Origin of the sequence: Phyllobacterium calauticae (genome assembly GCF_019991125.1) — a bacterium.
Classification (GTDB): domain Bacteria; phylum Pseudomonadota; class Alphaproteobacteria; order Rhizobiales; family Rhizobiaceae; genus Phyllobacterium; species Phyllobacterium calauticae.
This window is the reverse complement of sequence record NZ_JAGENB010000001.1, coordinates 318,827-332,164: the sequence shown is the minus strand read 5'-3', so window position 1 is coordinate 332,164 and position 13,338 is coordinate 318,827. Positions and strand designations below refer to the sequence as shown.

Annotated in this window: 9 protein-coding genes; all 9 read left to right on the top strand. The window is 62.8% G+C overall.

Annotated elements, in window-relative coordinates; genetic code table 11:
- Nucleotides 1–95 precede the first annotated feature (95 nt).
- A complete protein-coding gene (locus J1W56_RS01815) occupies nt 96–3,416 on the top strand; it encodes a transglutaminase family protein (protein ID WP_223611468.1) in 3,321 nt (1,106 codons plus the stop codon).
- 114 nt (nt 3,417–3,530) lie between these two features.
- Nucleotides 3,531–5,927, top strand: a complete 2,397-nt coding sequence (locus J1W56_RS01810; protein ID WP_223611467.1) for a circularly permuted type 2 ATP-grasp protein — start codon at nt 3,531–3,533, stop codon at nt 5,925–5,927.
- Between the two features lie 11 nt (nt 5,928–5,938).
- Nucleotides 5,939–6,817, top strand: a complete 879-nt coding sequence (locus J1W56_RS01805) for a transglutaminase family protein (protein WP_223611466.1) — start codon at nt 5,939–5,941, stop codon at nt 6,815–6,817.
- Nucleotides 6,818–6,954: 137 nt separating this feature from the next.
- Complete coding sequence (gene ppaT / locus J1W56_RS01800; protein WP_223611465.1) at nt 6,955–8,076, top strand: pyridoxamine--pyruvate transaminase; 1,122 nt, start codon at nt 6,955–6,957, stop codon at nt 8,074–8,076.
- A gap of 13 nt (nt 8,077–8,089) precedes the next feature.
- Nucleotides 8,090–9,706: an ABC transporter substrate-binding protein gene (locus J1W56_RS01795; protein WP_223611464.1), complete on the top strand. Its 1,617-nt coding sequence runs from the start codon at nt 8,090–8,092 to the stop codon at nt 9,704–9,706.
- Between the two features lie 121 nt (nt 9,707–9,827).
- Nucleotides 9,828–10,808, top strand: a complete 981-nt coding sequence (locus J1W56_RS01790; protein WP_223611463.1) for an ABC transporter permease — start codon at nt 9,828–9,830, stop codon at nt 10,806–10,808.
- Nucleotides 10,805–11,623, top strand: coding sequence for an ABC transporter permease (locus tag J1W56_RS01785; protein WP_223611462.1), 819 nt, complete (start codon nt 10,805–10,807; stop codon nt 11,621–11,623). The genes J1W56_RS01790 and J1W56_RS01785 overlap by 4 nt, the downstream gene beginning before the upstream one ends.
- On the top strand, nt 11,620–12,426 hold the full coding sequence (locus tag J1W56_RS01780; RefSeq protein WP_223611461.1) for an ABC transporter ATP-binding protein: 807 nt from the start codon (nt 11,620–11,622) through the stop codon (nt 12,424–12,426). The genes J1W56_RS01785 and J1W56_RS01780 overlap by 4 nt, the downstream gene beginning before the upstream one ends.
- Nucleotides 12,423–13,211: an ABC transporter ATP-binding protein gene (locus tag J1W56_RS01775; protein WP_223611460.1), complete on the top strand. Its 789-nt coding sequence runs from the start codon at nt 12,423–12,425 to the stop codon at nt 13,209–13,211. Before J1W56_RS01780 ends, J1W56_RS01775 begins: the two co-directional genes overlap by 4 nt.
- Nucleotides 13,212–13,338 lie beyond the last annotated feature (127 nt).

Here is a 13,338-nt window from a genome sequence, read left to right as displayed (position 1 = left end):
GGCAAATGAAAGATTTCAATTGGCCGGTAACTCGTTAGAGTGCGGGGAGCATTTGTGGAACCGCGGTTTTTTTTGAATCAGACTTTTGAGGCGATATGGCAATTCACGCAGCAGTCTATCATCTGACGCATTACCGGTATGACCGGCCCATCATGCTCGGGCCGCAGATCATCCGGCTCCAGCCGGCACCCCATTCCCGGACAAAAGTTCTCAGCCATTCCCTGAAAGTCAGTCCGGCCAATCATTTCGTCAACCTGCAGCAGGATCCCTACGGTAATTTCCTCGCCCGCTTCGTCTTTCCCGAACCGGTGACGGAGCTGAAGATCGAGGTCGATCTCGTCGCTGATATGACCGTCTATAATCCATTCGATTTCTTCGTCGAACCGGTCGCCGAAACATGGCCGTTCAGCTATCCCGAAGAGATCAGCGACGACCTGTCGATCTATATGAAACCGGAACCGGCCGGACCGCTGGTTTCGGCTTTCCTTGCAACCATCGATCGCAGCCCGACGAACACGGTGAATTTCGTCGTCGATCTCAACGCACGTATCCAGCGCGAGATCGGCTATGTCATCCGCATGGAAACCGGGGTTCAGGAGCCGGACGCCACCTTGAACCTGCGCTCGGGATCGTGCCGGGATTCAAGCTGGCTGCTAGTGCAGGTGTTGCGTAATCTCGGTTTTGCCGCACGGTTCGTCTCCGGCTATCTCATCCAGCTGAAGCCTGATCTTGTCGCCATCGATGGTCCCGCCGGAACGGACAAGGATTTCACCGATCTGCATGCCTGGTGCGAAGTCTATCTGCCGGGGGCGGGCTGGATCGGCCTCGACCCCACCTCCGGGCTTCTGACCGGCGAAAGCCACGTACCGCTTGCCGCCACCCCGCATTACCGCAATGCCGCACCGATTTCCGGCATGGCGGAATTCGCCAATGTGGAATTCGGTTTCGATATGCGCGTGACGCGCGTATCCGAGCACCCCCGCATCACAAAACCGTTTTCCGACGAATCCTGGAATGCGCTCGATGCGCTCGGCGAAAAGGTGGACGCGATCCTGAACGAACGCGATGTGCGCCTGACCATGGGCGGCGAGCCCACATTCGTGTCCATCGATGATTTCGAATCGGGCGAATGGAACACCGATGCGGTCGGGCCGACCAAGCGCGAAAAGGCCGACAAGCTGATCCGGCGGCTGCGCGAGCGTTTTGCGCCGGGTGGTTTTCTGCACTACGGGCAGGGCAAGTGGTATCCGGGCGAGAGCCTGCCGCGCTGGACGTTCTCGCTTTACTGGCGCAAGGACGGCAAGCCGATCTGGGTCAATCCCGACCTGATCGCGCCGGAGAACGGCAAGGCTGACGTCAAGCCGGAAGATGCCGGAAAACTCCTCGTCGCGTTGGCGCAGGAGCTTGGCGTTGAAGAAGAGATGGTGGCACCCGCCTACGAAGATCCGGCGGAATGGATCATCAAGGAGGGCAATCTTCCCGACAATGTCGATCCGTCCAACTCCAGGCTCAAGGATCCGGAAGAGCGCAGCCGCATCGCCCGGGTTTTCGAGCGGGGCCTGACCGAGCCGAGCGGTTTTGTCCTGCCGGTGCAGCGCTGGAACAGCCAGGCCTCCGGCCCGCGCTGGCGTAGCGAAAAATGGAAGACGCGGCGCGGCAAGCTGTTCCTGGTGCCGGGGGATTCACCCGTCGGATACCGCCTGCCGCTCGGCGCCCTGCCGCATGTTCCGGCCTCGGAATATCCCTATATCGTGCCGGTCGATCCGTCGGTGGATCGCGGGGCGCTGCCGGACCCGGCACCGCAGGCGCGTGAGAACATCCTGGCGGTTGCCTCTTTCACCGCGGACGAAGGCAACCAGCAGGAGCGGGTCGAGCAGGAACTGGGGGAAATCGGCGGGGCCGTGCGCACCGCCATATCGGTCGAGCCGCGGGACGGGCGCCTCAGCGTGTTCATGCCGCCGGTGGAGGCGCTCGAGGACTATCTGGAACTGGTTGCGGCGGCGGAAGCTGCGGCACACAAGCTTGGGCTGCCGGTTCACATCGAAGGTTACAGCCCGCCGCAGGATCATCGCATCAACGTTATCCGCGTTGCACCCGATCCCGGTGTGATCGAGGTGAATATCCATCCGGCGGCCAATTGGCGCGACTGCGTGGCAACGACAACGGCAATCTACGAAGAAGCCCGCCAGACGCGGCTCGGTGCCGACAAGTTCATGATCGATGGCCGCCATACCGGTACCGGCGGCGGCAACCATGTGGTGGTCGGTGGCGAAACACCCGCCAACAGCCCGTTCCTGCGCCGTCCTGATCTGTTGAAAAGCCTTGTCCTGCACTGGCAGCGGCATCCGTCGCTGTCCTACCTGTTCTCCGGCCTGTTCATCGGGCCGACCAGCCAGGCACCGCGCATCGACGAGGCGCGGCATGACAGTCTCTACGAGCTGGAGATTGCCCTCTCGCAGGTGCCCCGGCCGGGCGAGGGCACGCCGCCTTTGCCCTGGCTGGTCGACCGGCTGTTCCGCAATCTGCTGGTGGATGTCACCGGCAACACGCATCGCTCGGAAATCTGCATCGACAAGCTGTTCTCGCCCGATGGTCCGACCGGCAGGCTCGGGCTGGTCGAGTTCCGCGGTTTCGAGATGCCGCCCAATGCGCGCATGAGCCTTGCCCAGCAATTGCTGATCCGCGCGCTGATTGCCCGGTTCTGGAACAATCCGATTCAGGGCAGTTTCGTCCGCTGGGGCACGGCGCTGCATGACCGTTTCATGCTGCCGGCCTATGTCTGGCAGGATTTCCTCGATGTTCTCGCCGATTTGCGCGAGAACGGCTTTGATTTCCGCCCGGAATGGTTCGAGGCCCAGCTGGAATTCCGCTTCCCCTTCTGCGGAGAAATCGAGAATGAGGGTGTGAAACTGGAAATCCGGCAGGCGCTGGAGCCATGGCATGTGATGGGTGAGCAGGGTGCCATCGGCGGCACGGTGCGCTTCGTCGATTCCTCGGTGGAACGGCTGCAGGTCAAGGTCGACGGCTTCAATCCGGCCCGCTACAGCGTGGCCTGCAACGGGCGCGAGGTGCCGCTGAAGATGACCGACAGACAGGGCACGGCGGTTGCCGGCGTGCGCTACAAGGCGTGGCAGCCGCGCTCCGGCCTGCATCCGATGATCCCGGTCAACACGCCGCTGGTTTTTGACATTTACGACCAGTGGTCGCAACGGGCGATCGGCGGTTGCGTCTATCATGTCGCACACCCCGGCGGGCGCAGCTATGATACGTTCCCGGTCAATTCGAACGAGGCCGAGGCGCGCCGGCTGGCGCGTTTCGAGCCGCGCGGCCATACGGCCGGCGGATATGAATTGCGCAGGGAACAGCCATCGGGGGAATTTCCGATGACCCTTGATCTGAGAAGGCCGAGGCATTGAGATTGTGGGATTGATGCAAAGAGAGATTTCGCCCCCCTCTGGGCTACCGGGCTCCGGGGCGAGACCCGTGGCTCGCCCCGGAGCACGGCAGGGCAGAGGGGGGTATTGAAACCAATGTCCCAGGTAAGCAAATCACGGCCACTCCCCGGTCTCCTCGCGGGCTACAAGCCCCTGCAGGGCGTGGCGGACGAGATGATCGATCCCAACGGGGCTGTGCGTCCCGGCTGGGAAAAGCTGCTGCGTTCGCTTGACACCCTCGGCCCGGACAAGCTCGCAACCCGCTTTGCTCGTGCCAACCAGTATCTGCACGATGCGGGGGTCTTCTACCGGGTCTATGACGAGACGGGTACGCAGGAGCGCGAATGGCCGCTCGCCCATGTTCCACTTCTGATCAACGAGGATGACTGGCGCTCCATCACGTCAGGGCTGACCCAGCGCGCCGATCTCCTGGAGGATATCGTTGCCGATATCTATGGCGACAACCGGCTGGTGCGCGATGGCCTGCTGCCGCCGGATCTGATTGCCTCGAACCCCGAGTTCCTGCATCCCGTCGCCGGTATCAAGCCGGCCAGCGGGCATTTCCTGCATTTCTGCGCTTTCGAGCTGGGGCGCGCACCCAATGGCCAGTGGTGGGTGCTGGGCGACCGCACGCAGGCGCCTTCGGGTGCCGGGTTTGCCCTGGAAAACCGCGTTGCCACCACCCGCGCCCTTTCGGATATTTCCGGCGCGATGAACGTTCACCGTCTTGCCGGTTTCTTCAAGGATTTCCGCGATTCCCTGCAGAGCCTGATCCACGATCCCGCAGGGCGCGCGGCCATTCTCACGCCCGGCCCGAACAATGAAACCTATTTCGAACACGCCTATATCGCCCGCTATCTCGGCATCATGCTGCTGGAAGGCGACGACCTGACCGTGAGCAAGGGCCGGGTCATGGTGCGCACCGTGTCCGGTCTCAAGCCCATCGATGTTCTGTGGCGGCGCATGGATGCCGCCTATATGGACCCGCTGGAGCTGAAGTCGGATTCGTGGATCGGCACCCCCGGCATGGTCGGCGCGCTGCGCCAGCGTTCCGTCTCGCTGGTCAATGCGCTGGGATCGGGCATTCTCGAAACCCGGGCGCTGCTGGCCTTCCTTCCTGCGATCTCGAAGGCCCTGCACGACCGTGATCTCGCCTTGCCGAGCATCGCCACCTGGTGGTGCGGCCAGGAGAAGGAACGCCAGCACGTCATGAACCGGCTCGACCAGATGATGGTCGGCCCGGCGCTGTCGACCCGGTTGCCGTTCGAAGACGTGCAGGCCACGGTTCTGGGGTCCGCCCTTGACGATGCGGCGCGCCAGGCCCTGTTGCACAAGCTCAAAACCGACGGCCGTGGACTGGTCGGTCAGGAAGCCGTCAAACTGTCGACGACGCCGGTCTATGTGGACGGCAGGCTGGAGCCGAGGCCCTTTGTCCTGCGCGTCTTTGCGGCGCGTCACGGCGATGGCTGGAGTTTCATGCCGGGCGGTTTTGCCCGCGTCGGGTTCACGCTCGACACGGCGGCGATTGCCATGCAGCGCGGCGGGCAGGCAGCGGATGTGTGGATCACCAGTTCGGCGCCCGTGCGCAAGGATACGCTGCTGCCGCGCGAGGACGATGCGTTCCGCCGCAATGTGCCGGGCACGCTGCCGAGCCGTGCGGCGGAAAACCTGATGTGGATGGGGCGCTATATCGAACGTGCCGAAGCCACGGCGCGTATCCTGCGGGCGTGCCATGCCCGCTATGCCGAGACGGCCAATGCGGAATTGCCGCTTCTGACGGAAATGCGCGATCAGCTCAAGCCCCTCGGCATTGATCTCGATGAAGCCATACCCAAGGGCCTCCTGCGTTCCATCGACGGCGCAATGCTCAGTGCCGGACGTATCCGCGACCGTTTTTCGCCCGATGGCTGGCTGGCGCTGCGCGATCTGTCGAAGACCGTGCACCGGTTCCAGGGGGTGGTGTCGCAGGGCGATGACGGCACCCGCGCCATGACAATCATCCTGCGCAAGCTGGCCGGGTTCTCCGGTCTGGTGCACGAGAACATGTATCGTTTCACCGGCTGGCGTTTTCTTGAAATCGGCCGCCGGCTGGAGCGCGGCATCCAGATGGCGCGCATCCTGGCAAACCTGTCGCGGCATGAAGCGCCGGAAGGTGGGCTGGAAATGCTGCTGGAAATCGGCGACAGCGTCATGACGCACCGGCGGCAGTACAGCGTCTATTCCGGCCGCCTGAGCGTGCTCGATCTTCTGGCGCTCGATCCGCTCAATCCGCGCTCGATCATTTTCCAGCTGGACGCGCTCAAAACCGAGTTCAATCTTTTGCCGCAGCGCGAGGCGGGTGCGCATATGTCCGCCTTTTCCAAGGATGTGCTGCGCCTGCATACGCAGCTTGCCATCATGGAATCCAGCGAACTGACAGCCGACAAGCTGCATGAACTCGCCCATGAAATCGGCGCGCTGTCCGACACCATCTCCGATACGTATTTTGCCTGAGGGGGTGAGGAATGCTCTATAACATCCGCCTCCACCTGCATTATGACTATGAGCGTTCCGCGGCGGGCGGGCGCCACCACATCCGGGTGATGCCGCAAACTCTGCCGGGTATCCAGCGCGTGGTCGCCTCGAGTCTCTCCTTTGATCCTGCAGCGGCGGAACGCTCCGATTTTACCGATTTCTTCGCCAATACGGTGACCTCCATCGTCTACCGCAATCCGCACGAGACGCTCGATGTAACGATGACAGCCCGCATCAACGTGGCGCGGCCGCAGACCATGCTCGATGTTTCGCCCGATCTTGCCGGCCTGATCCGGGAAATACGCGGCGTCTGGTCGGTGGCATCCGATGCACCGCACCACTTTCTGACATCCAGCGCCCACGCGGCCATCGACCCTGACATATCGGCCTACGCCGCGACAAGCCTCGGCAGGACGCGCACGGTCATGGAGGCGGCGGGCGATCTGTGCAACCGCATCCATGCGGATTTCGCCTATGATTCCGACGCCACCAATGTGCGCACCACGGCGCGGGAGGCGTTCGACCTGCGGGCCGGTGTCTGCCAGGATTTCAGCCACATCATGATTGCCGGCCTGCGCGGCATCGGCATTCCGGCGGGCTATGTCAGCGGTTTCCTGCGCACCATCCCGCCACCCGGCAAGGAGCGGCTGGAAGGTGCCGACGCCATGCATGCCTGGGTGCGTGTCTGGTGCGGGCGCGAGGCGGGCTGGCAGGAATTCGATCCCACCAATGCGATGATGGCCGGCAATGACCATATCACCGTCGGTTACGGTCGGGATTATGCCGATGTCTCGCCCATCGTCGGCGTGCTGAAAACCAGCGGTTCGCAGGAAGCAAAGCAATCGGTGGATGTGATCCCGCTGGAGTAAAGGGATAGACAGCGCTTTTGTCCTTCGCGTTGCCATTATTGGAATAGTTTTTCTTGGTTTCCGCCAGCGGCGAGAATATGGTCTGCTTCAAGTGCCATTTGCGCCGGTGAATGGGATGAAATTTCGAAGTGCGATCCATGCTCCCCATTCCACCGCTGATGCTGACCACAGGTCCGGTTCCCGCCTATCCGCAAGTGCTTGCCGCGCTCGGAAAGCCTGTTCTTTATGACTATCATCCCGCCTTCCAGGCCTTCTATGCCGAAGTGATCGAAAAGCTGCGGCTGGCGCTGCGGCAGGACACGGCGCCCGTCATCATGCAGGGCGAGGCCATTCTCGGCATCGAAGCGGCTGCTGCCGCGCTGATTGCCCGTGACGATGTGGTTCTGAACCTTGTCTCCGGTGTCTATGGCAAGGGGTTTGCCGGCTGGGCCGCGCGCTATGGCAGGGAAGTCATCGAGCTTGCCGTGCCCTATGACGACATCATCGACCCGCAGGCGGTGCGTGCGGCGCTGCGCCAGCGCCCGGATATCAAAATTGTCTCGCTCTGCCATCACGACACCCCGTCCGGCACGCTCAATCCGCTGCGGGACATCGGCGCTGTCGTTGCCGAGCACGGGGCCTATCTCATTGTCGATGCCGTGTCGTCCTTTGGCGGGTTGGATGCCCATCCGCTTGAGGCGCATGCCGACATTTTCATCACCTCGCCATCGAAATGCCTGGGCAGCACGCCGGGCCTCAGCCTCGTCGGCGTGAGCGAGCGGGCCTGGGCCAAGATCGAGGCCAACCCGGATGCGCCGCGCGGCTCGTTCCTCAGCCTTCTCGGCTGGAAAGGCGCCTCGGAGCCCGGCAAGCCCTTTCCGGTGACGCCGTCCATTGCGGAAATCTATGCGCTGGATGCGGCGCTGGATCTCTATGCCGCGGAGGGTGCCGAAAACGTCTGGGCCCGCCATGCGGAAACGGCTGAAATCACCCGCAACGGCCTGCTTGAGCTTGGCCTGAAGCTGTGGCCGAAAAAGCTGGAATTCTGCGCGCCGACGGCGACCGCTTTCAAGCTGCCCGATGGTTTCAGCGACACGGCCTTGCGCGACCGGTTGCGCGATGAGCACGGCATCCTCCTGTCCCTCGGCCGCGCCGACACATCGGGCAAGCTGCTGCGCATCGGCCATATGGGCGCATCCGCCAAACCCGATTTCGCCCGCGCCACCATCAGGGCTCTCAGCCAGATTCTGTCCCGCCCACTCGGCCAAACCTATGCATAAGAGGATCGCAAGCATGTCCCGTATCCTGTTGAACCGACGCTCTTTTCTCCATCTGACCGCCAGCGCCGCCGCGCTCACCGCCATGCCGGGTCTTGGCTGGGCGCAGGGGGAAACGCCTGTCAAAGGCGGGCGTCTGATCGTCGCCGGGGACAGCGAACCGGCCAATCTCAATCCCGCCATCGTCGCCTCCAACGGCGTGTTCTTTGTCGCCAGCAAGATTGTCGAGCCGCTGGCCGAACAGTCCTATGACGGCAAGGACGGCTTGTCGCCGCGCCTGGCCACCGCCTGGGAGGGCTCGGCCGATGGCCTGACTGCAACCTTCAAACTGCGCGAAGGCGTGACCTGGCACGACGGCAAGCCGTTCACCTCGGCTGACGTTGCCTTCTCCGCGCTGGAAGTGTGGAAGAAGCTGCAGAACCTCGGCCGCGTGGTCTTCAAGAACCTCGAGAGTGTCGAAACACCGGATGACCACACGGCCATCTTCAAATTCTCCCAGCCGACGCCGTTCCAGCTCATCCGCAATGCGCTGCCGGTGGTCACCTCAGTCGTGCCGAAACATCTCTATGAAGGCACGGATATCGCCAAGAATCCGGCCAACCAAGCATTGGTCGGCACCGGCCCGTTCAAATTCGGCGAACACAAGCCGGGCGAATATTATCTGCTGAAGCGCAACGAGGCCTACTGGCAGAAGGACCAGCCGCTGCTGGATGAGATTGTCTACCAGATCCTGCCGGACCGTTCATCCGCCGGCAATGCGCTGGAGGCCGAACAGATCCAGCTGGCTGCTTTCTCCGCCGTGCCGCTTGCCGATCTCGCCCGCATCTCCAAGGTGCCGGGCCTGAAGGTTTACGCCAATGGCTATGAAGGGTTGACCTATCAGCTCATTGTCGAAATCAACCATCGCCGCAAGGAACTGGCCGATCCGAAGGTTCGTCAGGCGCTTGCCCATGCCATCGACCGGGATTTTGTCGTCAAGACGATCTTCCTCGGCTATGCAAAGCCGTCCACGGGGCCGGTTCCTGCCTATGACAAGGCGTTTTATGAGCCAGATGTGGCCGCCCATGCTTTCGATCCGGCCAAGGCCGAAGCGCTGCTCGACGCGGCGGGCTACAAGCGCGGCGCCGACGGCAACCGCTTCACGCTCAAGCTCCTGCCCGCACCATTCTTCAATGAAACCAAGCAGTTCGGCGACTATCTGCGCCAGGCGCTGGCCAAGGTGGGCATCGATGCGCAGGTGGTCAGCAACGATACACCCGCCCATCTGAAGGCGGTCTATACGGACCACGATTTCGATATCACCGTGGCAACGCCGGTCTACCGTTCCGATCCGGCGATCTCCACCACCATCCTGTTCGAAAGCGGGCTGCCCGCCGGTGTGCCGTTCTCCAACCAGTACGGCTATGCCAATGCGGATGTGGACAAGCTGATCAAGGATGCCGCTTCCACCGTGGATAGCGAAAAGCGCGCCGGTCTCTACAAGAAGTTGCAGAAGGTGGTGGCTGAGGATTTGCCGCTGATCAATGTGGCGGAATTCTCCTTCATCACCGTTGCCCGCGATACCGTGCAGAATGTGTCCGACAATCCGCGCTGGGCGGTGTCGAACTGGTCCAACGTCTGGCTGAAAGGGTAGGGGTTGAGGGTATGGTTTTATCGTGACACCGCATCTTCCCTCCTGAACACAAACCCGTTTGTCTTCCGGCATTATTGGCTCTAGTGTCCCCCTCCATTCGCATGACCTGTCGGAGCCCTTCTTGCCGCCACTCGCATCCTTTTTCCTGAAACGCCTTTTGGGTGCGATTCCGGTTCTGGCCGTTGTGCTCATCGGCAGTTTTCTGCTGCTGGAGGCGGCATCCGGTGACGCGGTGGATTCCTATGTCGCGCGTTCCGGCGGCATGGATGCCGACCAGCTGGCGCAATTGCGCCAGGCATGGGGTCTTGATCAGGGCCCATTCCATCGTTTCATCGCCTATGTCTCGGCGCTTGGCCATGGCGATCTCGGCTGGTCGACGGCGTTTCAACGTCCGGTGCTTTCGGTGATCGTCGAACGCCTGCCGGTGACGCTGCTGCTGATGGGCATTGCCACCGCACTCGCCTTCTTCCTTGGTTCGCTGCTCGGCGTCATCGCCGGCGCAAAGCCCGGCTCCCTGCGCGACCGTTTCCTGTCGATCGGTTCGCTGGCGCTCTATGCCGTTCCCGGCTTCTGGCTGGGGCTGGTGCTGATCGTGGTCTTCGCCGTCGATCTGCGCTGGCTGCCGGTCGGTGGCATCGAGACTATCGCGTCCGGCAAGAGCGGATGGGCGCGCATGGCGGATATCGCCGCGCATCTGGTCCTGCCGGTCGCCTCGCTTGCCATGGTTTACCTCGCGCTGTATCTGCGCCTGATGCGCGACCGCATGAGCGAGGTCTGGCGCGATCCCTTCGTCACCGGCCTGAAGGCGCGCGGCCTCAGCCGTGGCCGTATCGTCTGGCGGCACGTGGCGCGCAATGCGGTCCTGCCTGTCATTACCATGCTCGGCCTGCAGGCGGCGGTCATGCTGGGCGGCAGCGTCGTGGTGGAAAGCGTTTTCGCCATTCCGGGATTCGGACGGCTGGCGGCGGAGGCTGTCTCGCGGCGCGACACGCCGCTGCTGCTGGGTGTCATCCTGTGCAGCGCCATAACGGTGATTATCGCCAATCTGCTGGTCGATCTCGCCTATGGCAGGCTCGATCCGCGCGTGAGGATCGGCCGATGACGATCTGGCGGCGTCTCAACCTTGAAGGCCGTGCCGGACTGGTGCTGCTGCTTGCGCTGGTTCTCATGGCCTTGCTCGCCCCGTGGATCGTAGCGGGCGATCCGCTCGCCATCGTCGGTGAACCCTTGGCTCGGCCTTTTGCATCGCAGGCGCATTGGCTGGGCACAGACCGTCTTGGCCGCGATGTGCTGTCGGAGCTTCTCTACGGCACGCGCACGACGCTGCTGGTGGCGTTCTTCTCGGCTGCGGCATCGCTTGTCGTCGGCAGTCTGGTCGGCACGCTGGCGGGCTTTCTCGGCGGTATTGCCGATGCGGTACTGATGCGGATCACCGAGGCATTCCAGACGGTTCCAGGCTTTTTGCTGGCGTTGGCAACAATCAGCGTGACCGGGCCGAGCGTCCCGACCCTCATTCTGGCCATCAGTCTCGGCACATGGACGCAGGCCGCGCGGGTGACACGGGCAGAGGTTTTGTCGCTGCGCGAGCGCGATTTCGTGGCCGCCGCCCGCACATTGGGTATGCGGCCGCTGGAGATTGCCTTCCGGGAAATATTGCCGAATGCCTTTGGTCCGGCCGCCTCGCTCGCCGCCATTTCCGTGGCCGCGGCCATCCTCATCGAAGCTGCCCTGTCGTTTCTCGGCTTCGGCGATCCGAACCGGATCACCTGGGGCAGCATGATTGCCGAAGGGCGCACGGTGCTGCGCGCGGCGCCTTATCTTTCCATCGTGCCGGGTCTGGCGCTGGTGGTAACGGTTCTCAGCGTGCATCTGATCGGGCGCGGCCTGTCGCGCAGTGAAAGGTTCCTCCAGCCATGAGCGAACCATTGCTGCGCGTGGAAAATGTCGGCGTGACCTACGGCAAGACCGTTGCGCTGGCGGATGTCTCGCTCGACCTCGATCGGGGCGGGCGGCTGGCTTTGATCGGCGAAAGCGGCTCCGGAAAATCCACTCTCGCCATGGCCGTTGCGGGGCTTCTGCCAAAACAGGCGCGCCAGACGGGTTCGATTGTCTTTCCCGGCCCGTCGGGCCGCCCGCGTCTCGGCCGGGATATCGGTGTGGTGTTCCAGGACCCGGGCGGCAGTCTCGATCCGGTCATGAGGGTCGGCGACCAGATTGCCGAGGTCATCCGGGCGCATGAGGACACCAGCTGGATCGCCGCGCGGGTGCGTGCCGCCGACCTGATGGACCGGGTGCGTATCCCGAAAGCCCTGTCGCGCCTCAACAGCTATCCGCATGAATTCTCCGGCGGGCAGCGCCAGCGCATCGCCCTCGCATTGGCGCTGGCGGCCAATCCGTCGCTTGTCATCGCCGATGAGTTGACCAGCGCGCTCGACACGGTGGTGCAGCGCCATATCGTCAACCTGCTGGACGAGCTGGTGCGCGAGGACGGGCTGACGCTATTGTTCGTCACCCATGATATCGCGCTGGCGTCCGAACGCGCCGACCAGATCGCTGTTCTCTACAGGGGACAACTGGTCGAACAGGGCACCGCAGCCGATGTTCTCGGCCAACCCGCGCATCCCTATACCAAGGCGCTGATCGGCGCGCACCTGTCACTGGACACGCCGCGGCAAAGGCGGCTTGTTGAAATCAACCCTGACAGCCTGAACCTGCCATGAGTGAAACCGACAATTCCATTGTTCTCGAACTGAAGGATGTTGCCAAGCGCTTTGGCGAGCGCAATGCATCGGGCCTGAAGAATATCGGATTTACCTTGCAGCGCGGTGAAACGCTGGCGCTGGTCGGGGCATCGGGTTCGGGCAAGACGACGCTCGCCCGCCTCGTCATGCGGCTGGGCAATCCGGATGCCGGATCAATCCACCTGTGCGGCCACGATATCACGGCCCTGCGGGGCGAAGCCTTGCGGCTGCTGCGCCCGAGATTCCAGATGGTGTTCCAGGATCCGCTGGCGGCATTCAATCCGCGGGCCACGGTCCGGCGTATCCTGGAAGACCCGCTGCGCCTGCACGATCTGGCGCCGAGGGACAACTATGGCCAGCTTATCGCCGCCGCGCTCGAACGGGTGGGGCTGAGCCCTGATCTGATGCAGCGCAGCCCGCTGGAACTATCCGGCGGCCAGCGCCAGCGCATTGCCATTGCCCGGGCGATTGCCACCCGGCCCGACCTGATCGTGCTGGACGAGCCGGTATCGGCACTGGATGTTTCCGTGCGGGCGCAGATCCTCAATCTCCTGCTCGATCTGCAGGAGGAAACCGGTGTGTCCTATCTCTTCATTTCTCACGATCTTGCCGTGGTTCGGGCCGTGGCCGACCGCATGATCGTGCTGGATGAGGGGCGGATTGTCGAAAGCGGCGAGACCGAACGGGTTCTCGCCGCCCCGCAGGCCGAAGCAACGCGGGTTCTGATCGATGCCGTGCCCAGACTGCGGGTTCCCGCCGGTTGAGAACCTGGCGATCCCCGCTCCGGGAATAAAAATCCGCTCTCATGCTTTTCAAGCAATCGATTGGTAAAATTTGTTTCAAAGGTCGTCAGTCAATACAACCTGTGGTAGAAGATTCGCGTGGTATCGC

What these genes read in the sequence shown, in the direction of transcription:
- J1W56_RS01795 (WP_223611464.1), top strand. Translation starts at nt 8,090, where the DNA reads ATGTCCCGTATCCTGTTGAACCGACGCTCTTTTCTCCATCTGACCGCC.
- J1W56_RS01815 (WP_223611468.1), top strand. Translation starts at nt 96, where the DNA reads ATGGCAATTCACGCAGCAGTCTATCATCTGACGCATTACCGGTATGAC.
- J1W56_RS01780 (WP_223611461.1), top strand. Translation starts at nt 11,620, where the DNA reads ATGAGCGAACCATTGCTGCGCGTGGAAAATGTCGGCGTGACCTACGGC.
- J1W56_RS01805 (WP_223611466.1), top strand. Translation starts at nt 5,939, where the DNA reads ATGCTCTATAACATCCGCCTCCACCTGCATTATGACTATGAGCGTTCC.
- J1W56_RS01785 (WP_223611462.1), top strand. Translation starts at nt 10,805, where the DNA reads ATGACGATCTGGCGGCGTCTCAACCTTGAAGGCCGTGCCGGACTGGTG.
- J1W56_RS01775 (WP_223611460.1), top strand. Translation starts at nt 12,423, where the DNA reads ATGAGTGAAACCGACAATTCCATTGTTCTCGAACTGAAGGATGTTGCC.
- J1W56_RS01810 (WP_223611467.1), top strand. Translation starts at nt 3,531, where the DNA reads ATGTCCCAGGTAAGCAAATCACGGCCACTCCCCGGTCTCCTCGCGGGC.
- ppaT (WP_223611465.1), top strand. Translation starts at nt 6,955, where the DNA reads ATGCTCCCCATTCCACCGCTGATGCTGACCACAGGTCCGGTTCCCGCC.